The 21,863-nt window shown below is 40.3% G+C and carries 20 protein-coding genes and 1 riboswitch; of the genes, 15 read left to right on the forward strand and 5 right to left on the reverse strand.

The features are described 5' to 3' along the window. Positions 1–90 precede the first annotated feature (90 nt). A complete protein-coding gene (locus D1B32_RS01260; RefSeq protein ID WP_095314054.1) occupies positions 91–651 on the reverse strand; it encodes an NADPH-dependent FMN reductase in 561 nt (186 codons plus the stop codon). Positions 652–820: 169 nt separating this feature from the next. Between D1B32_RS01260 and D1B32_RS01265 the strand changes: the two genes are divergently transcribed. The 8 genes from D1B32_RS01265 to D1B32_RS01300 all read left to right on the forward strand — a co-directional run bounded on the left by D1B32_RS01265 (position 821) and on the right by D1B32_RS01300 (position 9,918). Then, positions 821–1,378 carry a TetR/AcrR family transcriptional regulator gene (locus D1B32_RS01265; RefSeq protein ID WP_095314055.1) on the forward strand — a complete coding sequence of 186 codons (558 nt, stop codon included), beginning with the start codon at positions 821–823 and terminating at the stop codon, positions 1,376–1,378. A gap of 106 nt (positions 1,379–1,484) precedes the next feature. Next, complete coding sequence (locus tag D1B32_RS01270) at positions 1,485–1,931, forward strand: SgcJ/EcaC family oxidoreductase (protein WP_118888421.1); 447 nt, start codon at positions 1,485–1,487, stop codon at positions 1,929–1,931. A gap of 316 nt (positions 1,932–2,247) precedes the next feature. Next, on the forward strand, positions 2,248–3,525 hold the full coding sequence (codB, locus tag D1B32_RS01275; protein ID WP_118888422.1) for a cytosine permease: 1,278 nt from the start codon (positions 2,248–2,250) through the stop codon (positions 3,523–3,525). Then, the gene (locus D1B32_RS01280) at positions 3,515–4,783 is read left to right on the forward strand and encodes a cytosine deaminase (protein WP_118888423.1); all 1,269 of its coding nucleotides are present in this window, start codon (positions 3,515–3,517) and stop codon (positions 4,781–4,783) included. Before codB ends, D1B32_RS01280 begins: the two co-directional genes overlap by 11 nt. A gap of 247 nt (positions 4,784–5,030) precedes the next feature. Then, the gene (locus D1B32_RS01285) at positions 5,031–5,402 is read left to right on the forward strand and encodes a CidA/LrgA family protein (protein WP_316246649.1); all 372 of its coding nucleotides are present in this window, start codon (positions 5,031–5,033) and stop codon (positions 5,400–5,402) included. Beyond that, positions 5,395–6,084, forward strand: coding sequence for an LrgB family protein (locus D1B32_RS01290; protein WP_118888425.1), 690 nt, complete (start codon positions 5,395–5,397; stop codon positions 6,082–6,084). Before D1B32_RS01285 ends, D1B32_RS01290 begins: the two co-directional genes overlap by 8 nt. Positions 6,085–6,169: 85 nt before the next feature. Further along, entirely contained in the window at positions 6,170–6,823 is a 654-nt protein-coding gene (locus D1B32_RS01295; protein WP_118888426.1) for an SDR family oxidoreductase, read from the forward strand. Positions 6,824–6,879: 56 nt separating this feature from the next. Next, a riboswitch (yybP-ykoY riboswitch) is annotated at positions 6,880–7,018 on the forward strand. 251 nt (positions 7,019–7,269) lie between these two features. Beyond that, a complete protein-coding gene (locus tag D1B32_RS01300; RefSeq protein ID WP_379602106.1) occupies positions 7,270–9,918 on the forward strand; it encodes a cation-translocating P-type ATPase in 2,649 nt (882 codons plus the stop codon). A 183-nt stretch (positions 9,919–10,101) separates the two neighbouring features. Here D1B32_RS01300 and D1B32_RS01305 read toward each other — a convergent pair whose 3' ends face one another. Then, positions 10,102–10,557, reverse strand: coding sequence for a GNAT family N-acetyltransferase (locus tag D1B32_RS01305; protein WP_118888428.1), 456 nt, complete (start codon positions 10,555–10,557; stop codon positions 10,102–10,104). Between the two features lie 323 nt (positions 10,558–10,880). Here D1B32_RS01305 and D1B32_RS01310 point away from each other — a divergent pair, with 323 nt between their 5' ends. The 3 genes from D1B32_RS01310 (at position 10,881) to D1B32_RS01320 (ending at position 14,938) form a co-directional block, all read left to right on the forward strand. Beyond that, entirely contained in the window at positions 10,881–12,137 is a 1,257-nt protein-coding gene (locus tag D1B32_RS01310; RefSeq protein ID WP_118888429.1) for an argininosuccinate synthase, read from the forward strand. Next, the gene (gene argH, locus D1B32_RS01315) at positions 12,134–13,522 is read left to right on the forward strand and encodes an argininosuccinate lyase (protein WP_118888430.1); all 1,389 of its coding nucleotides are present in this window, start codon (positions 12,134–12,136) and stop codon (positions 13,520–13,522) included. The genes D1B32_RS01310 and argH overlap by 4 nt, the downstream gene beginning before the upstream one ends. Before the next feature lie 549 nt (positions 13,523–14,071). After that, on the forward strand, positions 14,072–14,938 hold the full coding sequence (locus D1B32_RS01320; protein ID WP_118888431.1) for a Cof-type HAD-IIB family hydrolase: 867 nt from the start codon (positions 14,072–14,074) through the stop codon (positions 14,936–14,938). 133 nt (positions 14,939–15,071) lie between these two features. Here D1B32_RS01320 and D1B32_RS01325 read toward each other — a convergent pair whose 3' ends face one another. Both D1B32_RS01325 and D1B32_RS01330 read right to left on the reverse strand, forming a co-directional pair. Next, complete coding sequence (locus D1B32_RS01325; protein ID WP_118888432.1) at positions 15,072–15,548, reverse strand: GNAT family N-acetyltransferase; 477 nt, start codon at positions 15,546–15,548, stop codon at positions 15,072–15,074. A gap of 104 nt (positions 15,549–15,652) precedes the next feature. Then, positions 15,653–15,904: a hypothetical protein gene (locus D1B32_RS01330; RefSeq protein ID WP_118888433.1), complete on the reverse strand. Its 252-nt coding sequence runs from the start codon at positions 15,902–15,904 to the stop codon at positions 15,653–15,655. A gap of 454 nt (positions 15,905–16,358) precedes the next feature. On the opposite strand from D1B32_RS01330, the gene D1B32_RS01335 reads away from it, so the two are divergent. Then, positions 16,359–17,396, forward strand: coding sequence for a lactonase family protein (locus D1B32_RS01335; RefSeq protein WP_118888434.1), 1,038 nt, complete (start codon positions 16,359–16,361; stop codon positions 17,394–17,396). 356 nt (positions 17,397–17,752) lie between these two features. On the opposite strand, the gene D1B32_RS01340 is transcribed toward D1B32_RS01335, so the two are convergent. Beyond that, positions 17,753–18,814: an NAD(P)/FAD-dependent oxidoreductase gene (locus D1B32_RS01340; RefSeq protein ID WP_118888435.1), complete on the reverse strand. Its 1,062-nt coding sequence runs from the start codon at positions 18,812–18,814 to the stop codon at positions 17,753–17,755. Between the two features lie 164 nt (positions 18,815–18,978). On the opposite strand from D1B32_RS01340, the gene D1B32_RS01345 reads away from it, so the two are divergent. From D1B32_RS01345 to D1B32_RS01355, 3 genes are all read left to right on the forward strand, one after another. Then, positions 18,979–19,458: a PaaI family thioesterase gene (locus tag D1B32_RS01345; RefSeq protein ID WP_118888436.1), complete on the forward strand. Its 480-nt coding sequence runs from the start codon at positions 18,979–18,981 to the stop codon at positions 19,456–19,458. Between the two features lie 21 nt (positions 19,459–19,479). Then, entirely contained in the window at positions 19,480–20,124 is a 645-nt protein-coding gene (locus D1B32_RS01350; RefSeq protein WP_118888437.1) for a LytTR family DNA-binding domain-containing protein, read from the forward strand. 131 nt (positions 20,125–20,255) lie between these two features. Continuing rightward, positions 20,256–21,770, forward strand: coding sequence for a succinyl-CoA:acetate CoA-transferase ScpC (locus D1B32_RS01355; protein ID WP_118888438.1), 1,515 nt, complete (start codon positions 20,256–20,258; stop codon positions 21,768–21,770). The last annotated feature ends 93 nt before the right edge of the window (positions 21,771–21,863 follow it).

Consider the following 21,863-nt stretch of genomic DNA (forward strand, 5'->3'; position numbering starts at 1 on the left):
TTCAATTTATTTCCCTCATTTCTATTCATGTAGGATAAGCGAGGAAAAAGAAGCTATGCTCTTTTCCCGCACTCTTCATCATTTTTAAAATTAGTTTCTAATTGTTTTCAATCCAGTAGACCAAGCCACGACCTCATTCAACATAGTTTGAACGGTTTCTTCATGAAACGGTGCTGGTTTAAAGGTTCTCATTTCTTCAAAATCCGTGAAAAGACTTAATGCTGGCTGTGTTCCTACCGTTGCCACTTTTGGTACTGTTAAAATTAGTCTTAGATTGTTTGCTGCTGTAACTCCAAGTGTTGAACCATAGCTTACGATTCCAGCGGCTTTATTGTTCCACTCCACATATAAATAATCGATAGCATCCTTTAATCCAGAAGTAATCGCTTTGTTGTATTCAGGAGTGACAAAAACAAATCCGTCAAGCTCATTAATTTTCTCAGACCATGCTTTCGCTTCTGGTGCTTGGTAATCCTGTGACATAATAGCCGGAATCGGCTCATTAAATTGTGGCAGGTTGTAATCTTTAATATCAACCATCTCAAATGTTGCATCTGTTCGCATGTCTGCGATGGATTTCACCCATTCTGCAACCTGCAAATTTACTCGTGAATCTCTTGTACTTCCAGTAATAATTCCAATTTTAAGCATGTTAACTCCTCCTAGAAATCTTTATGAAACGCCTTTTAACGACGCATTATAGTTGCTTTATAATTGAATTTTAAGCCATAATAAAAATTAGCAACACCAATAGTTTGGTGTATGTGTTGGATATCCGACACATTGAACAATTTGTTTAAAAAGTGGAAGGGAGATCAATATGACGAATACAAAAACGGATCCCCGAATTTTACGTACCCGTAAATTAATAATGGATGCTTTTATGGAACTTTCAGGTAAGAAGGAATTTAAAGACATCACTGTGAAGGATATTACAGCTGAAGCGATGATAAATCGCGCCACATTCTATTATCATTTTGAAGATATATACGATTTACTGGAAAAGGTGTTATCAGAAGTATTGTTAGTGAATTTGGATTGTGATTACTTTCAAGATAACGAGCTAAATGAAGAGTCGCTTGTTAAGATTTTCTTAGCGATTACGAATTTCCAGAAGTCATTATCCAATCGTTGTCATAGAGGTTACGAGGACACCATTGCTCGAATTATCAGGGAGCAGCTTGAAGTTGTTTTTTACAAAATGCTGTTAAATCAACGCAACAAAGAAGCGGACGATGCTTTAAGAATTACCGCTGTTATATTAAGCTGGGGAATATACGGAGCTTCTGTAGAATGGAGAAGAGATGATAAAGGTATGACTCCAGAGGAATTTATTAAATTAGCAATTCCTTTTATTATTTCTGGTGCTAATTTTTAGTTCTGACAAATTATAAGCATTTAGAGCTTTGCGTTCCTTTTTATAAAGGGTTAAGGTTATTGGTTAACTGTTTAATGAAAAAAGCGCACAGTAAGGAGATATGGATATGAACGATTCATTTCATGATGAAATACAAGAAATTTATCAAAAATTAATTGATGCGTGGAATAGACGGGATGCTGAGGGAATGGCTGAACAATTTTCAGATCAGGGAGCACAAATCGGGTTTGACGGTAGTAAGGTAGTTGGAAAAGCTGAAATCTTATCCCATGTTAAACCAATATTTGAAGATCATCCTACTGCCCCTTTTGTAACAAAAATTAAATCCATCCGACCTTTAGGAAAAGATGCAGCAATACTACACGCGATTGCAGGGATGATCCCACCGGGGAAAACAGATATTGAACCTGATGTAAATGCCCATCAGACGCTTGTTGCAGTGAAAACGAATAGTAACTGGCGAATTGAACTGTTTCAAAATACTCCTGCCGCGTTTCATGGAAGACCTGAATTAGTTGACCAAATGACGGAGGAGTTAAGGGAGTTACTCTAGTTTTTGATAAATTGAAAAGGGAGTGTCGGCCAACTGGGGATGAAAGACCCCGAAAGGATTGTTGACAAAACCCCGCTTTTCTGTAATAATAAATCCAACTAAATACTGGTACCTTTAATTCAGTCCAGAGAGGCTGACAAGGATAGCGGAAAATAAGCATAGAGGAAGAGGTGTACGTGTATACCCTCTTGCTATAGGCTTATAAAAAAGGCTTCTTGTCAGAAATGGCAAGAAGCCTTTCTTTTTTCCCAAAAATGTCTTCGTGTTCTAAGACGACCTACCTCGGTACCAGACAAACATTCGAGGAGGAATTAACATGCAAAAAGTAGATAAAGAGTTTTCATTACAGCCTGTACCGCAGGCAAATCGGAATGGTTTCTGGAAAATGTTCATGCTCATGATGGGATTAACATTTTTCTCGGCAAGTATGCTTTCGGGTGGACAACTAGGGATGGGGCTGACATTTACGCAATTTATTTGGATTGTTTTAGCTGGTAATTTATTACTTGGTATCTATACTGGGGCACTTGCTTTTATTGCGGCGAAAACTGGATTATCTACACATTTGCTTGCGAGATATGCTTTTGGTGAGAAAGGCTCTTATTTATCATCGTTTTTATTGGGAATTACGCAAGTAGGCTGGTTTGGTGTTGGTGTGGCGATGTTTGCTGTACCAGTTCATGCGGCAACTGGGATTAATATGTATGTACTTATCGCGATTTCTGGTATTTTAATGACAGCTACAGCTTTCTTTGGTATAAAGGCATTGACAGTTTTGAGCTTTATCGCTGTCCCTGCAATTGCGCTTCTTGGTGGTTATTCTGCACTCAACGCGACAAATGCAGCCGGAGGAATTGAGGCGCTAATGGGCTATCAACCGGCAGAAACGATGGGATTAGCGACTGCATTGACGATATGTATCGGTTCCTTCGTTAGTGCAGGAACACTTACACCAGATTTCGCCCGTTTCTCCAAAACAAAGCGTACAGCGGTATCGACTACCGTTGTTGCATTCTTTATCGGTAACTCGTTTATGTTTTTGTTTGGAGCAATTGGGATGTTTGCGTTTGGTTTAGCTGATATTTCGGAAGTAATGTTTATGCAAGGGCTGATGCTTCCGGCTATTATCGTGCTTGGGCTGAACATCTGGACAACGAATGATAATGCGTTATATGCATCTGGATTGGGATTTTCGAATATCACAAAGATTGCTAAAGGGAAGCTTGTTATTGTTAATGGTGTGCTTGGTACAGCAGCTGCAATGTGGTTGTTTAATAACTTTGTTGGCTTTTTAACGATATTAGGTTCAACCTTGCCATCGATTGGTGCAATCATTTTGTTTGATTTTTTCATCCTAAGAAAAGGAAAGTATCAGGCATTTGAAACAATGAAATTCAAAGCAGTCAATTGGATCGCAATCGTATCGTGGATTGGCGGGGTTGCGATTGCTAATTTGCTTCCCGGTATTCCGCCGGTTAACGGCATTATTGGAACGGGTGTGCTCTATTTAATCGGAATGGTTATTGCTGAAAAAGCAGCTGCAAAATCTGGGTTAGAACAAGGAAGAAAAGGAGAATTAATTCGTGAACATTAAAAATGCAAAGCTAAGAGGAAAAGAAGGTTTATGGGATATTGAAGTCGTGGATGGGAAAATTAATCAAGTTTCTCCTGGTATAGAAGGTGGAGATGACCCAAACGCTTTGGATGTAAATGGGGCGCTTGTGCTCCCTCCATTTATTGAACCGCATATTCACTTGGATACAACGCTCACTGCTGGTGAGCCAGCATGGAATCAAAGTGGGACGTTATTTGAGGGGATACAGCGCTGGTCCGAGCGGAAGGAAACATTAACAATTGAGGATGTAAAAGTGAGATCAAAAACGGCATTAAAATGGCAAATTGCACAAGGGATTCAGCATGTACGCACACATGTTGATGTTACTGATCCAGACCTGACAGCTTTACAAGCAATGCTAGAAGTGAAGGAAGAAGTCGCGCCATATGTAGATTTGCAGCTTGTTGCTTTTCCACAGGAAGGAATTCAGTCGTTTCCAAAGGGAGTTGAATTGCTTGAGGAAGCATTAAAGATGGGAGCAGATGTTGTCGGTGGTATCCCGCATTATGAATTTACTCGGGAATATGGTGTATCTTCCATTAAAACTGCCTTTGACCTTGCGGAAAAATATAACCTGCTTGTCGATATTCATTGCGACGAAATTGATGATGAACAGTCACGCTTTGTAGAGGTTGTTGCAACCGAAGCATATGAACGAGGACTTGGATCGCGTGTAACGGCAAGCCATACAACGGCAATGGGATCTTATAATGATGCTTATGCATCCAAGTTATTTCGTATTTTAAAAATGTCGGGGATTAACTTTGTATCGAACCCTCTTGTAAACATTCATTTACAAGGTCGCTTTGATACGTATCCGAAACGCAGAGGGCTGACAAGAGTAAAAGAATTACAGGAAGCTGGCATGAATGTGAGCTTTGGTCATGATGATATTTTTGATCCATGGTATCCACTAGGAACCGGAAATATGCTGCAAGTATTGCATATGGGGATTCACGTCGCTCAATTGATGGGATATGAACAAATTGTTAATTCGATCGACATGATTACAACAAACAGTGCGAAAACATTACACATTGAGGATCGGTATGGCATTGAAGCCGGAAAACCAGCTAACTTTATCGTACTTGATGCTGAAAATGAATATGAAGCAATTCGGAAGCAAGCGAAAGTGAGATATTCTATTCGGAATGGAGCCATTATTGCTGAAACAAAACCAAGTGAGACGACTGTCACTTTGGATAAAACGGAATACGTAGACTTTAATAAGGCATAACCGTTTGCGGTTATGCCTTTTGGCTTGTTGGTTGTCCAGGTTGAGCGTTGATAATGGATTAGCTGTATGAAAATACTGAGGTTTACAAGGTAAACGATGAAGATTAAAGAAAAAATACTAAAGTTCACAAATGGGGTCTGTGCCTCCGTCGACCTTGACAGAATACTTCGTCCAGTTAAACTCTACACTAATTACTCGATAAATTTGCTATAATGGATGCATTGTTTAAATATAGGAGTGTCTGAGATTGTTGAAATTAGGAAAAATTATCACACATATAGCTGTATTATATGGAATCTTTTTAATCGGAAACTGGATTCAATTAACGTTTCATTTGATAATCCCTGGCAGTGTGATTGGAATGATTCTTTTATTTATATTGCTTTACACAAAGAGTATAAAAGTGAGTTGGATTGAAGATGGCACACGATTATTTGTTAGCCATTTAACATTGTTTTTCATCCCTGCAACAGTCGGTATCGTGAACTATTTGCAGCTTTTTACAGGTGAAGGAATTTTATTAATCATCATTGTACTTATAAGCACGGCACTTGTTATGGGAATATCTGGTGTTGTAAGCCAGTGGTTTGTTAGAAAGAAGGAAATGCATCATGAATAATATTGTAATAGGCTTGTTAGCTATTATAGGAACATTAATCGTATATCTTTTTATGTGGAAGCTTCATCGCAGAATTTTGCTTCCAGTTACATTGCCGATTTTTCTAGGATCTATTGTTATTGTTTTGATATTACTTATTTTTCATATTGACTATGATACGTATATGATTGGGGGCGAATGGATTAATCAGCTGCTGGGCCCGGCAGTAGTTGCATTAGCTTATCCGCTGTATCAGCAGCGTGATCTTCTTAAACGGCTATTTTTTCCAATCCTGATGGGTACCTTTGTTGGTGCTGTTGTTGGAATTATGTCTGGTGTTTTGCTCGCGAAATGGCTTGGAGTTGAAGAATTCATTATTTATTCATTAGTGTCCAAATCCGTGACTACACCTGTTTCGATTGTGATTGCCGACTCCCTGGGAGGTGCGATGCCTCTTGCGGCAGTTTTTGTTATGCTTGCTGGAATGTGTGGTGTGCTGATAGCCCCATTTATATTTAAGGCTTTTAAAATTGATCATGTCATCGGACGAGGAGTAGGAATTGGGAGTGCATCCCATGCAATTGGTACAGCTCGGGCGATGGAAGACGGACCATTAGGAGGATCTGCCAGTACGGTTGCAATGGTGTTAAGTGCCATAATTGTATCGATTATTGCGCCGATTTTAGTTGAGTGGATGATATAAACACAAACAGAATCTTTGATAAATTGGATTTGCTTTGAAATAATGAAGTGGGTTTCCAAAATCTATCGTCAAAGGGGATGTACAAATGAAGGTTTTAGTAATTGGAGCAAATGGTCAGATTGGTAAACATCTCGTACGTTTACTTCAAGAAAGTGAAGAGCATACGTTAACAGCGTTGGTTCGAAAAGAAGAGCAGGCAAAGGAACTGGAAGCATCTGGTGTGGATGCTATTTTGGCTAATCTGGAAGATAGTGTAGATACACTGACCCAAGCAGTAATCGAATCAGGTGCTGAGGCTATCATTTTCTCAGCAGGATCAGGAGGAAGTACTGGACCGGATAAGACTTTGCTTATTGACTTAGATGGAGCGGTTAAATCGATGGAAGCAGCAGAAAGAGCAGGCGTCAGTCGGTTTGTTCTTGTCAGTGCCATCCAGGCGCATAATCGCGAGAGCTGGGCAGATAGTCCAATTAAACCTTATATGGTTGCGAAGCATTATGCAGACAAAGAGCTGGAGGCTAGTTCTCTAAACTATACAATCGTAAGACCTGGCAACTTATTAAATGAACCTGCAGTCGATAAGGTTTCAGTAGCGGAAAACTTAGAAAGAGGCGGTATCCCAAGAGAGGATGTAGCCAAAGTATTGATTGCTGCGTTAACGGAAGAAGCTACGTATCGGAAAAGCTTTGATTTAGTTTCGGGGGAATCAGAAATTGCGGATGCGATTAAACAACTATAATATGATTTGAAATTTTTAGCAGGCGTATGCTAAAATGAATATAGAATATTTCTTTGACATCTGTCAAAGGGGAGTAGCGGTGGAATCAAGTGATTCCAAAATAAAGTCGTCATTACATGATGGATTTCATCATCGGCTTTATTGGCAGAACATGCTAAGCGAGACCTTTGCCCAATCGTGGGTTAGGTCTCGCTTTTTTTGGGTAAACAGGGGAATGTATAACCTATCTACCTGTATCGTAAAAAGAGTTTCTAATCCCGGTGGTTGACGAAACAGAAGAGGTATAATAGCCCTGAGCTTGTACACCTGCTAAGGACTAGGTAATTGTAGGTTTCAAAGAAAGATCAGATAAAAAAATTAACAAAAATCATGTTCATGAATAATGTCTTGCTTCAGAAGACAATCTATTCGTAGCGAATTGAACATCAAAAAGGAGTTCGTTCATGTTGGAATTTTACCGTAAAGATACCGAATCTGTTTTAAAAGCTGTACAGTCATCGGAAAATGGATTAACTTCTGATGCTGTAAAAGCAAAACTCGAGCAAGATGGCTACAATGAATTAAAAGACAGGGAGAAGGTTTCGACTTGGAAGCTTTTTCTAGAAACGTTTAAAGATCCAATGGTTATTGTCCTCCTGGTAGCCGCTGGAATTCAAGTTGTATTGGGAGAAATTGCAGAATCACTGATTATTTTTCTCGTTCTACTTATTAATTCCGTTATTAGTGTCGTGCAGACAAAGAAAGCGGAAAGCTCTCTAGATGCCTTACGCGATATGTCGGCTCCAGAGGCAAAGGTAATCCGTAATGGTCAGTCACAAACGATACCAGCAAGGGAACTTGTTCAAGGAGACATCGTGACACTTGAAGCTGGTGATTATGTTCCTGCTGATGGTCGAATTATTGCCAGTGGTTCACTAAAGGTAAATGAAGGGATGCTAACGGGTGAATCGGAAGCAGTTGAAAAGAGTACCGATATGATTACGGAAGAGGTGACGCTTGGAGATCGAGTCAATATGGTGTTCAGCAGCTCGCTTGTTGCCTATGGTCGTGGCACCTTTGTTGTGACTGGGACAGGAGAGCAGACGGAAATCGGAAAAATTGCGGAGATGATTTCTACCGCTGAAGAAAAACAAACACCATTACAACGGAAGCTTGAATCGTTTAGTAAAAAGCTCGGTATTGGGATATTGTTGCTTTCCATCTTAATTTTCGCTGTACAAGCCCTTAGAATTTGGTTTGGTGGGGCAGATGTTGATACAAGTACTGCAATTTTAAATGCGCTTATGTTCTCCGTAGCAATTGCAGTAGCAGCCATCCCAGAAGCGTTATCGTCGATCGTTACGATTGTACTATCTGTTGGAACAAATAAAATGGCTAGACAGCATGCGATTATCCGAAAACTTCCTGCTGTAGAAACGCTCGGTTCAACTAGTGTCATCTGTACTGACAAAACTGGAACATTGACACAAAATAAAATGACCGTAACGGATTATTTTATTCCAGGTGAGTCGGGAAGCGAGCTCGCGGAGGATCCGGAAAATTGGAATGAGTCGGAGCGGATGCTTGTGAATACAGCAGTGCTCTGTAATGATTCCTTTATTAATAGTGATGGCGGGGAGATTGGAGATCCGACAGAGGTCGCCCTTATTAATTTTTCCAATAAAAATAATAATGACTATGAAGCAGTTCGGGAAAAATTTAAGCGCGAAGCAGAATTGCCGTTTGATTCGGATCGTAAATTGATGTCCACGGTACATCGCATGGATGGTGAAACAACAATGCTGACAAAAGGCGGCCCGGATGTCATGTTTGACCGTGCCAGCCATGTACTATACAAGGGAAAGGAAGAACCGGTAACAGATGAATTACTGGCATTATTTGAGCAGGCCAATGAAAGTTTTTCAGATCAGGCATTGCGTGTGCTGGCATACGGCTATAAACGCCTAGCTGATGGACAAACAGATATTACAGAGGAAGATGAGAAGGATCTTGTGCTTATAGGCCTTACTGCGATGATTGATCCGCCGAGAGAGGCTGTCTATGGTTCGATTGAAGAATCGAAAAAAGCAGGGATTCGTACAGTTATGATTACAGGTGATCATAAAACAACTGCACAAGCGATTGGTCGTGATATTGGACTTATGGGGGACGATGATATTGCTTTAACTGGTAAGGAGTTGGATGCCTTATCGGATGAAGAGTTAGATAGGAAGCTTGAGCAAATCGCAGTCTATGCACGTGTTTCCCCAGAAAACAAAATTCGAATTGTTCGTGCATGGCAGAAGAAGGATAAAGTCGCAGCCATGACAGGTGATGGTGTTAACGATGCACCGGCACTAAAACAGGCGGATATTGGTATTGCAATGGGAAGTGGTACGGATGTAGCGAAGGACTCTTCTGCGATGATTTTAACGGATGATAACTTTGTCTCGATTGTTAATGCAGTTGGTGTTGGCCGTACCGTGTTTGATAATATTAAAAAGGCAATTGGATACTTGTTTGCTGGTAATTTAGGGGCAATTATCGCCATTCTCTATGCCGTTATTTTCAATCTGCCAAATCCATTTACGGCGTTGCAGCTTCTGTATATTAATTTAGTAAATGATTCGCTTCCAGCAATTGCATTAGGAATGGAAAAGTCAGAACCTGACGTGATGGAAAGAAAACCACGTCGGACAGACGAGGGAATTTTTACTCGGGATACGTTGCAAGCTGTTCTAACAAGAGGACTGTTGATTGGTATCGCTGTTATCATTTCCTTCTATATTGGATTAAGCTATTCAAATGAAATGGGAGTCGCAATGGCGTTTACGACACTCATTTTATCACGTACATTGCAGACATTCGCAGCTAGATCGAATACACAAACAGCATTTGGAGCGGGGTTCTTTAAAAATAAATATGTCATAGGGGCTGTCTTCCTTGGGTTTATTCTATATGGCATAACAACTCTTCCATTTGCCCGAGATGTATTTAACATTCCACAAAGCTTTGGCTGGAATGAAGCACTTGTAGCGGCAGCTCTTGCTCTTGCAGCCGCTGTGCTCATGGAAATCGTAAAAATTTCATTTCATCGTTTCTCAAAAGATAAGTAATCAAATAGCCATGTGCCTGTTAGGGGTGCATGGCTTTAGTCGTTTGTATCCGGCTGAGGAAAATATGTAGCTTTAAAATTAAGTTTGATCATTTTCTATCTATGATCTTCCACAATTTGCGCTTTTGTGAAAGATTTATGATTAATGCTTTATTTTTTAACGAATGCATCCTTTGAAACAAACTTATAATTCCTTTGTCATAAATACGCTATTTGGGTCCTCAATATAATACGAAAATGGCTTGCAATATCGAAACCCGAAGTTTGCATACATTCTCCTAGCTGGTTCAAATGCATCCATTGATCCCGTTTCCAGACTTAACCGTCGATAACCACGTTGCTTGGCTTCGTCAATAATTCGTTGAAGAATTCGCTTCGCTACACCTTTTCTTAGATGGGATGAAGATGTTCGCATTGACTTGATCTCTCCATGATGGCGATTAAGTTCTTGAAGTGCTCCGCAGCCAACTAATTCATTTCCTTCCCAAGCACTCCAGAAAGTAATTTCTGGTTTTCGCAATCCTTCAAGATCAAGTGCATGTTTACTTTCTGGCGGGGAATGTATTCTCATGCTCTGAATGTGCTCGCTTAGCAATTCAGCCACTTCAGATCCAGTTAAATCATCAATTCTAAGATCCATAAAAATCCTCTCCTTGTATAAGATTAGTGACAGTCTATATTCTAAACTACATACTTCGAGTATTTACGAATAGCCCCCTCTTTCCTGTTTCAATTGGCTTGATAATGGAATAATACTTAATTTTATTGTAACGATAAAAGATCCCTTTGGACAACGCAAATCCAAATTTAGTAAAACAGTGCAACCTTTTTACAACCGGTTAAACTTTATTTCGGATCCGGGAAATATTATATTTACCAAAAAAATATTAAAAAACTATTGAATTATTATACAAAATGATGCATAATAATTCATTAATAGCACAAACGAGAGGAGAAACAAAAATGGCAAAGGAAAAAATCGTCTTGGCATATTCCGGAGGTCTTGATACTTCCGTTGCAGTGAAATGGTTACAGGATAAATATAATTATGATGTGATTGCGGTGGCGCTCGATGTTGGTGAAGGTAAAGATTTAGAGTTTGTTAAAAAGAAGGCGCTGGACGTTGGTGCGATCAAATCGTATGTAATTGATGCAAAAGAGCTCTATGCGAATGAATATGTATTACCAGCATTACAGGCAAATCTATTATATGAAGGGAAATACCCACTTATTTCTGCACTATCTCGTCCATTAATCGCTAAAATTCTTGTTGACATTGCAGAAGATGAAGGAGCTGTAGCGGTAGCACATGGATGTACAGGAAAAGGAAATGATCAAGTCCGTTTCGATGTTGCCTTTACGGCTTTAAACCCAAATCTTAAAATTGTTGCACCTGTTCGTGAATGGGCAATGTCCAGAGAAGAAGAGATTGAGTATGCTCAGGCACATGGAATTCCGATTCCAATCAATTTAGATAGTCCGTATAGTATTGATCAAAACTTATGGGGACGTAGTAATGAATGTGGAATTTTAGAGGATCCATGGCAAGAGGCGCCAAAGGATGCGTTTGATCTAACAGCCGACCCAGTTGATGCACCAGATACGCCAGAGGTTATCCAACTTACATTTCAGCAAGGTAAGCCAATAGCATTGAACGGAGAAGAACTTTCACTCGATCAGCTGATTTTAAAACTGAATGAAGTTGCTGGAAAGCACGGTGTTGGACGAATTGACCATGTGGAGAATCGTTTAGTTGGTATTAAATCAAGAGAAATTTATGAAGCGCCGGCAGCAATGACATTAATTGCGGCCCATCAAGAGCTGGAAGCACTAACCTTACCAAGAGAGGTTGCTGAATTCAAGCCGATGATAGAACAAAAGCTGGCACGAACGGTCTACTATGGTTTGTGGTATTCACCACTAACAGAAGCACTTCAATCATTTGTGGAAAAAACGCAAGAGCATGTATCAGGTACTGTTAAAGTGAAGCTGTATAAAGGGCATGCGCAAGTTGTCGGACGTGAATCTGCCAATTCGCTCTATGACTTTGACCTGGCAACCTACAATAAAGCTGACGCATTCGACCATGATGCAGCACTTGGATTTATTAAGCTATGGGGCTTGCCAACACAGGTGCATGCTTCTGTTAATGGCACAGCGAAGAAAAAGAAGTCGATTGAAAAAGTGAAACTTGAAGTAAAGGAAGCTGTTAAATCGTGAAATTATGGGGAGGACGTTTTACCAAACCAACGAATCAATTAATGGATGAATATACAGCATCCATCCGATTTGATCAAAAACTAGCAGCCTATGATATTGAAGGAAGCCTTGCGCATGTTGAGATGCTCAAGGCTTGTAAGATTATCCCAGCAGGAGATGCTGATAAAATTGCAGAAGGGTTGCAAATCGTTCTGAAAAAAATTGAATCTGGAGAAGCTGAGCTTACTGAGGAGCATGAGGATATCCATATGAATGTGGAAAAGCTCCTAATTGAAGAGGTCGGTACAGTAGGTGGAAAGCTGCATACTGGCAGAAGCAGAAATGATCAAGTTACATTAGATATGCGCTTGTACTTGCGCGATGCAATTGGAACCATTATTCAGCTGCTTATTGATGTCGAGAGGGCTTTAATTAGCCAGGCAAAAGCCAATTTAGACACCGTTATGCCAGGCTATACTCACTTGCAGCGAGCGCAGCCCGTCTTATTCGGACATCATATGATGGCATATGTTTTCATGTTTCAGCGTGATGTGGAACGTCTAACCGATAGCTTAAAGCGGGTAAACAAATCCCCGCTTGGAGCTGGTGCCTTGGCAGGGACAACCTTTCCGATTGACCGGCAATTCGTCGCCGAAAGACTTGGCTTTGATGGTATTTGTGAAAACAGTCTTGACGCAGTTAGTGATCGGGATTTCGTCGTCGAATTCTTATCAAACGCTTCGTTAATTGCGATGCATCTTTCTCGTTTATGTGAAGAATTTGTGCAGTGGTCGAGTGCCGAGTTCAACTTCATCGAGCTGGATGATTCGTTTACAACAGGAAGCAGCATGATGCCACAGAAAAAGAATCCCGATGTCGCAGAGCTTGTTCGTGGAAAAACAGGGCGTGTGTACGGTCATTTAATGGGCATGCTGACAACGCTTAAAGGCCTTCCATTAGCCTATAACAAAGATATGCAAGAAGATAAAGAGGGCATGTTCGACACATTTGAAACATTAAAAGGCGCACTCGCACTATTTGCGCCAATGATTGAGACAATGCAGGTGAAGCAGGAAAATATGTATCAAGCCGTGACGAACGATTTTTCCAATGCAACAGACCTTGCGGATTATCTTGTTGAAAAAGGAATGCCATTCAGAGAGTCGCATGCGATTGTTGGCCAGGTGGTGCTAAATTGCATTCAAAACGGAAAGTATTTACTTGATTTAACACTTGATGAGTTCAAATCGTTCTCAGAGTTAATAGATGTGGATATTTTCGATGTGTTAAGGCCAGAAACGGTCGTTAATGCACGTGATGTTGCAGGCGGTACGGCTAGAAAACGTGTAGAGGTACAAATTGAGCAGGCACTAGCAGTTATTGAGGAACTGGCACTGCAGGAATAGTTATCTTAGAAAAAGTACTTGAACCATTTGTTCAAGTGCTTTTTCTAGTTGTATAGGAAACTAGAAAATTTGAATGCTGTTGATAACTTAGATACAGGATGAGCCACGTCCAGCTCCAGCGCCCAACGACTAGCGAGACTTCCCTCACCTCATGACACGATATAGAAGACTTGCCGATTGGCTGTGCCAGAGGCTTAGTCGCACTTATACCCTGGCGGTGAAAGTCAACATCGACTCTAGGTAAAAGGATGGCCGACTAAAACCAGGCTACGCCTAACATCGGCATACCCCTAAAGGGGCATGTTTCCTTTTAGATGAACTTGACTTTTCGCCCATAACGGCGAAAGTCATAGTTCATCTTATACTTTGGAGTGAATCTCCTACGTAGGAATGTTCGACTCGTCGAACCACCCCAAAGTTCGGGGCGCAGTCCGTACGTCGCTTACCGGGCGCTTGCACTTTTGTTCTGTCTGAAAAATATCGATTAGATGTGTATAATAAGGGGGAAGAATAAATATAAACTGAACAAATACGTTAGGAGCATACATAATGAAACTTATTGCATCAGATTTAGATGGTACATTATTAGATGAAGAGGGCGTTGTAAGTGAAGAAAATATAGCGGCAATTCAAAAAGCAGTTGCCCATGGTATTCGATTTGTAGTAGCAACTGGAAGATCATATGATGCAGCCAATACACCACTAAAGCAAGCTGGGATTACGTGTCCCATTATTAGCTTAAATGGCGCAGTCGCTTATACAGAGGATAAACAATTAATTCGAACAGTTCCGATGGATAAATCGGTTGCAATGCAGGTTTTGGAAGTTTGTCGAGAAGCTGATATGTACTTGGAATTTTTCACGACCAATGGAATCTATTCGGTAAGCAAGAAATACTTCTTAGAAGTGCTTGTCGATATTATGAAATCAGCGAATCCCAATGCATCAGAGACAGAAATTCGGGAAAAAGCAGAACTGCGCTTTCAGGCTGAACCAGTCCAATTCATCGCTGATTACGATGAATTATTTGCTATAGAAAACTTAGAAATCTATAAGATTCTTGCTTTTTCGCTTGATAAAGAAAAGCTCGCATCTGCACGCGCACAGCTTAGCGGAGTAGCGGGAATGGCAATCACATCTTCTGGTGATATTAACTTGGAATTTAACCATCGAGATGCCCAAAAAGGAATTGCCTTAAAGCATTTAGCAGAAAGTATGGGAATTGACATGGTTGATGTGATGGCGATGGGAGATAACTGGAATGACGAAAGTATGCTCCGATCTGCAGGCCGAGGTGTTGCGATGGGGAATGCATCAGACGAAATTAAAGCACTTTGTTCCTATACAACAAAGGCAAATTATGATCATGGGGTCGCTTTTGCTATTGAGGAAATGTTGCGGACAATAAATGCCTAAATTGGTATTGAAAAGGAGGCGGGCCGAATCTAGAGCGAGAATTGGGCCCAGCTTCCTAGTGCTTATAGTGAGCCCTGTTTTAATTTGGAAATACCTTCACAAGACTTTACACAAATGTGTTTCATAATATGTATTACAGCAATAAATTCATTATAAACTGTTCACCAATAGGTCCGACTTTTCTCTTGCCTGTATCTTGAAACCCCACCTTTTTATATAATTGCTGGGCAGCTATATTTTTATGGTTAACAGCTAAAACGATTTCATTACAATTCGGAAATTCATCGGATACGAATTTCTTGAGTAGATTCATCGCTTGTTTTGCGTAGCCTTTTCCTTGCTGGGAGTGGTTTATTGAAAAGGAGGTTAACAGCATGGCCTGCTGATTATTTGTATAATCCTTCACTCGCTCAGTTGCATGTAATAAAAAGAAGCCAACCGGTTCAGTACGATAAAGGATAACAATACGAAACTGACCTTCTGATACATTTGCGAAATTTATTGGTAATGAAGTAAACTGACTTTGCTCTTTAGGCAGTTCAAAAGAATGCAGTAGATTTACGTGTTCATTTGAAAGGTGTTTTAGCTCTATGAAATTAGTTATATCCATTTTATTTCTCCTCATATGAATTATTCATCAGATACAAATTGCGTACGTTAAGATTAAACTACGAAATGCATTTGTTATATTTATAAGGATAAACAAATCACCCTTCACTTTGTATTGCCTTTACGTGCATATCTTTTATCGGCTGCACTTAGTATAAGTAAGATAGCAATTCCCAAAATAATTGCTTGTATAATCACAATCCATTTTCCAACTGAGGCTAATAATGAAAGCAAAAATAACAAGATTGGACTAAATAATATTAAAGAAAGACCAATTACAAATGCCGACTTTTCAGGAAATGATTTGATTTTATCTAACATTTTTTCACCTTTTTCATTTGTTTTAGTACAAACCACCAGTTGAAATATCCTGACCGATTAGCGAAATAATTAATTATATAGATTCAATCGTTTTAGCTGTACTGTCAGCAGTCGATTTTCTATAATATGCTCTGATGCAACGGTTATTATTGCGGTCATGTGGAATTCCCTAGGGTTGTTTTTACTTTGCCAATATAGAAGATTTGTCTAAAAGGGTTTAAAGATAATTCATTAACAATGACATCCCGCCGTTTTCTTTATGTATATTCTATCATAACCTTTCAGAATACACCTTCCAATTCTAGTGGTGATTAGAAATTTTGTGCACCATATAAGATGGGGGTATTGTACAAGCGCAAAGGTCTGCTAACAACGAAATTTTACCATTTACTTATGGAGAACTATCTCATCTTTTGCGGCTTCTCAAGAAAGAACTCATAGCCCATTAATGCTATAATAGAACCACCAATACTAGAAAGGATGGATACATATGGCTCAAAAATATATCGGATTCGCTGGCACATATACGCGTGAAAGCAGTGAAGGGATTTATCGTTTTGTTCTAGATGCTGAGGCAGGCAAATTAGAAGCTGCGGAGGTAGCGGCAAAGGTCGGCAGTCCGACTTATTTGGCGATTAGTGAAGATAAACGTCAGCTTTATTCTGTTGCACAACAGGATGGGCTTGGTGGTGTACATGCTTATGAAATCGTATCTGACTCAGGTGAATTGCATTACGTTAATGAGAAGCTGGAAGAGGGAGCGCCGCCGTGTCACCTTGATATTCAGAATGGTGTGCTAGTGACTGGGAACTATCATAAAGGAACGGTCGATTTATTCCAAGCACATCGTCCAAGTGCGCTTGCGCTAAAAGGTACTGTTCAGCATGAAGGGAATGGTCCGCACGAACGCCAGGAAAAACCACATGTCCACTATACAGCACAAACACCTGATGGAAGGTATGTCATTGTCGCAGATCTTGGGACGGATGAACTTGTGACATACAAAATAGAAGGTCAAGCACTTGTAAAAGTAGCGACACTTCATGTAGAGTCAGGCAGTGGTCCGCGTCACCTTGCATTTCATCCAGATGGCAAGACAGCATACTTAATGACAGAGCTCAGCTCTGAAGTTATTGTGCTTGATTACGATGCAGACCAGGGAAGCTTTACTGAAAAACAAAAAATAAAAGCTATTCCATCAGATTTTAACGAAACAAATGATGCAAGTGCCATTCATATTACATCAGACGGAAAATTTGTTTATACTGGAAATCGTGGTCATAATAGTATCGCTGTATTTCAGGTTGATGAAGAAACAAAAGAGCTCACACTAATTGAAATCACATCAACTGGCGGGAATTGGCCACGTGATTTTGTACTTGATCCTAGTGAGTCATTCATCGTTGCATCGAACCAGAAGTCAGGCAACCTTGTATTATTTGCTCGTGATCAGAAGACAGGTAAGCTGACCCAGCTCGATTCCGTTGTAGATGTCCCGGAAGTAGTATGTGTGAAGTTTTTAGGTTAATAAATACAACAAAAGGTCAGACACAGCAGAAATGTGACTGACCTTTTTAAAAATGAAGCTTTATTGGAGGCAAGTAATCGCAGTTTTATTCCTGCATGGAAAGTTATAGACATACGAGGACAGGAAATGCTGGTGATTATGGGGCAAGATACATTTAAAAGAAATAAAACAGCACAACGACGAGACTGATACTTACCTTAGCAAGAAATCGCATGGTGCACCTCCATCATTCATTATGTATCTATAGGTAAATCATACTAAAGAATAATGAAATACTTGTGAAGCTGCAGTGAAGTTTATGTAAATTTTTAAAACGAAAAAAGGAACCAGCTGTATATGCCGATTCCAATTCATGATTAATGACGTTTACTTAACCAAAGGACACCAGATTTCGCAAGGCGTGGCAGGAATCCGGTAAATGGTAACTGCATCATATTACCGAAGCCATCGGATTTGCCTAGGGATCCGAGCGTGCCTTTCAACTTAATTTCCTTCGGTTTCTTTGGTGCTTTGTCACGCAAGACAGCTAAGAGAATGTCTGCGATCTGCTCACCTTGCTGACCGGCTAACTGGGCACTTGGAGAGAAATTAGAAGCTGCACAGTCACCTAATACATATACATTCTGCTGTGCTGGAACTTGATAAAAGTCATTAAGAATGATTTTTTCTTGAATATCTTTTTCAAAAGGTAATTCACGTACCAAATAATTTGGTCTTACACCAGCGGTCCAGATGGTCACGTCGTTTAAGAAACATACGCCATTGTTACAAACCCCATCTTTCTCAACATACTCTACATTTGAATTATGTATGACATCCACATCATTTGAAACAAACCATGATTCCACATATTGTTGAATTTTGGAATCGAACGCTTTTAAAACCGTTGAACCGCGATCTAAGATACGGATATTCAAATCAGGTCTGCTTTCACGGATTTCGGAAGCAACTTCAATCCCACTTAGTCCCGCACCAACGATTGTAACCTTACCATAAGCACCTAAATTCCCAATTGCAACCCCAGTCTCACGTGCTTTAGCAAACGTTTGAACACTTTTGGTGAACTCTTCGGCACCTGGGATACCATGGTAATTATCTTCACAGCCTAGCCCAATCACTAAATAATCATAGGAGATTGCATCTTCTGGATCCTCAAATAAAATCTGCTCATTTTCTGTATCGATTTTTGTGACTTCATTAAAAACGTAGTGAACGCGTTTGTCATCTGGAAATTCAACTCGAACATCTTGATCTGCAACTGTTCCTGCTGCAATCGTATAGAATTCTGTTTTTAGTGAGCGAAATGGGTTCCGATCAACAACGGTAATCTGCAAATCCTCCGGTAAATACTGATCCAATAAACCAGTGAGGATTTTAATACCACCATATCCGCCGCCTAAAATAACTAACCTTTTCACTTGAATAACCCCCTAAGTAATGAAACGCTTTCTGCCGGTCCACCTAATAGATTACCAAAGTTAAGGTGAACTGTCATCATCTGAATCGAATGAATAATTTTTCGTGTATATATGCTGAAAATACGCTAAAATGGGAGTAAATAGAATAATGGGAGGTAATCGGGATGGAACAGATTCAATATGCAGTTCAAGATGAATATGGTCAAGACTATGCTTGGTGCTATGGCTGTGGGCGGCTGAACCAAGAGGGTCTGCGTTTAAGAACAGGTTGGCAAGGCGATCAAACCGTTACGATCTATACGCCGAAAAAGGAGCATACAGCGATTCCTGGATTTGTGTATGGAGGTTTACTTGCATCACTTGTTGATTGTCACGGGACTGGGTCTGCTTCTTTAGCAATGCATCGTAAAAATGGATATGAGCCGGGTGATGGTGTGGAACCACCAAGATTTGTGACAGCATCGTTAAATCTAGATTTTCTAAAGCCGACTCCTCAGGATGTTCCGTTAAAAGCAGTTGGTACAATTGAAGAAGTACACCCGAAGAAATGGAAGATACATACAGAGGTATTTGCTGGTGAAACACTTTGTGTAAAAGCAGTTGTCGTAGCAGCAGTGATGCCGAAATCATTCACTACAGCTTAAAAGAAAAATAGGAGGACAACTATGCAGAAGCTAAACATACATTCGCTCCTAGACGTTGTCGGAGAGCTTTTCTCCGATGAAATTTCAATTGCAGTTACAACTACGACGGAATATATTTACTATCTTCCGAGTAAACGGATTGATTTAAAGATTCAACCAGGTGACCCGATTAAAGAGGGAACGCTTGCACATAAAGCAATTATCTCGGAGCAAAAGGTCTCTAAGTTTATTAACCGAAATGTTTATGGTGTCCCTTACCATGGAATGGCTGTCCCATTTCATTTTGAAGAAAGACTAGAGGGGTGTGTACTGGCAATCTATCCAGCGTGGACGGAAGGGAAATCGGTTGTTACGGTGAAAAACGATGATGGATGGAAGCCGATATCGTTTTCCGATGTGATTTATTTAGAGGCAAAAGACCGGAAAACGCATGTTTTTTCGGATCACTACTCTGGGATACATTCCAATACTTTGCAGCAATTTGAATATATGCTCCCCGTTGAGTCATTTATTCGCTGTCACAGGTCATACATTGTGAATGTTCATCATATCAAAGAAATTTTCCCTGACACGCATTCCACATTTTTGCTGGCGATGACCAATGATGTAACGATTCCTGTAAGCCAATCCTATGCAAGCTACTTTCGAAAGTTGTTAGGATTTTAACAGTTATTGCTGTTTTAACCGCATATTTAAGTACTTTAATCAAAAAATAACTATCTCCCTCTTGTTTTTCCGAAACGTTTGATTATTACGTTAAAATAAATATAATCACTGAATAAAAGAGGGATGCTTTTATGGGAGGAAAATTAAAGCGCATACATCCCCGAGTGCTTCACGAGCGGCTAGTGTCCGCAGAAGAAGCGGCATCATGGATAAACGATGGAATGACATTGGGGCTAAGTGGGTTTACTCGTGCTGGTGATGCGAAAGCAGTTCCGACAGCATTGGTGGAACGTGCGAAAAAAGGTGAAACTTTCAAAGTAAATGTGTATACAGGAGCTTCACTCGGTTCGAATATTGATAAAATGTTTGCTGAAGCAGGAATTGTTGCAAAAAGATTGCCATTCCAAGCAGAACCTTTGATGCGAAAGGCGATTAATACAGGGGAACATCTATTTGTAGATCAGCATTTATCACATACGTCTGAAATGCTGCGTGCGGATGTTATTGATCGTGTAGATTACGCTATCTTGGAAGGAATTTCGATTACGGAAGATGGAATGCTCATTCCAACTACTTCTGTTGGGAATTCACTTTCGTTTGCTGAGACAGCGGAAAACATCATAATTGAACTGAATACAGCACAACCAGAAGCGTTAGTGGGATTGCATGATATTTATAGCCCGAACAAGCAAGGCGAACGGGATCCGATTCCATTAACAAAGGTCGACGGGCGGATTGGAACGCTTGGGATACCACTTGATTTTGATAAAGTGAAGGGGATTGTATTCACCCATCAGGAAGATTCCCCATCAACAATCGTTCCGCCTGATGAGGAAACAAAAATGATGGCAAAGCATCTCCTAGGATTTTTACGATCCGAGATTCAAGCAGGTCGCTTAACGGAATCACTTATGCCACTTCAATCGGGAATTGGCTCGGTTGCAAATGCGGTATTACATGGTATGCTTGATTCAGAGTTTGAAAATCTGGTAGTCTATTCGGAAGTATTGCAGGATGCGGTATTTGATTTAATCGATGCTGGTAAAGTCACATTTGCTTCGGCATGTTCCCTAACCTTGTCAGAGGAAAAGATGAAGCAGGTTTTTGGTGAGTTTTACAAATACCGAGATAAATTAATTTTGCGACCACAGGAAATTTCCAACCAGCCAGAGATTATTCGCAGACTTGGGCTAATTTCAATTAATACTGCATTAGAGTTTGATATTTACGGTAATGTGAACTCAACGCACGTTAGTGGTACGAAAATGATGAATGGAATTGGCGGCTCTGGAGATTTTGCACGAAATGCACGGCTTGGGATTTTCGTTACAAAGTCAATTGCAAAAGACGGAGACATTTCGAGCATTGTTCCATTCGTGTCACATGTCGATCATACCGAACATGATGTTGATGTGGTGGTTACGGAGCAAGGTTATGCGGATTTACGTGGATTAGCTCCAAGGGAGCGTGTACCACTTATTATCGAAAACTGTGCACATCCAATGTACCGCGAGCAGCTATGGGATTACTACAAGGAAGCACTTGAGCGTGGAGGGCAGACCCCTCATGTGCTGGAAAAAGCATTCTCATGGCATGCTAGTTTTAAAGAATCAGGTACGATGCGAAAGCTAGTTGAACAAAAGTAAGATGGAACAATTGGGGTTATATATAGTATAGAAAAACACATGGGAAGAGGGCAGACTTCTCATGTGTTTTTTAGCGGAAAGCGAAATGCAGCA

Origin of the sequence: Oceanobacillus profundus, from assembly GCF_003515705.1 — a bacterium.
GTDB lineage: Bacteria > Bacillota > Bacilli > Bacillales > Amphibacillaceae > Oceanobacillus > Oceanobacillus profundus.

Coding starts and splice junctions, on each gene's coding strand:
- D1B32_RS01310 (WP_118888429.1), top strand. CDS start 10,881: ATGGCAAAGGAAAAAATCGTCTTGGCATATTCCGGAGGTCTTGATACT.
- D1B32_RS01265 (WP_095314055.1), top strand. CDS start 821: ATGACGAATACAAAAACGGATCCCCGAATTTTACGTACCCGTAAATTA.
- D1B32_RS01355 (WP_118888438.1), top strand. CDS start 20,256: ATGGGAGGAAAATTAAAGCGCATACATCCCCGAGTGCTTCACGAGCGG.
- D1B32_RS01270 (WP_118888421.1), top strand. CDS start 1,485: ATGAACGATTCATTTCATGATGAAATACAAGAAATTTATCAAAAATTA.
- D1B32_RS01335 (WP_118888434.1), top strand. CDS start 16,359: ATGGCTCAAAAATATATCGGATTCGCTGGCACATATACGCGTGAAAGC.
- D1B32_RS01350 (WP_118888437.1), top strand. CDS start 19,480: ATGCAGAAGCTAAACATACATTCGCTCCTAGACGTTGTCGGAGAGCTT.
- D1B32_RS01305 (WP_118888428.1), bottom strand. CDS start 10,557: ATGGATCTTAGAATTGATGATTTAACTGGATCTGAAGTGGCTGAATTG.
- D1B32_RS01325 (WP_118888432.1), bottom strand. CDS start 15,548: ATGGATATAACTAATTTCATAGAGCTAAAACACCTTTCAAATGAACAC.
- D1B32_RS01320 (WP_118888431.1), top strand. CDS start 14,072: ATGAAACTTATTGCATCAGATTTAGATGGTACATTATTAGATGAAGAG.
- D1B32_RS01295 (WP_118888426.1), top strand. CDS start 6,170: ATGAAGGTTTTAGTAATTGGAGCAAATGGTCAGATTGGTAAACATCTC.
- D1B32_RS01345 (WP_118888436.1), top strand. CDS start 18,979: ATGGAACAGATTCAATATGCAGTTCAAGATGAATATGGTCAAGACTAT.
- D1B32_RS01260 (WP_095314054.1), bottom strand. CDS start 651: ATGCTTAAAATTGGAATTATTACTGGAAGTACAAGAGATTCACGAGTA.
- D1B32_RS01290 (WP_118888425.1), top strand. CDS start 5,395: ATGAATAATATTGTAATAGGCTTGTTAGCTATTATAGGAACATTAATC.
- codB (WP_118888422.1), top strand. CDS start 2,248: ATGCAAAAAGTAGATAAAGAGTTTTCATTACAGCCTGTACCGCAGGCA.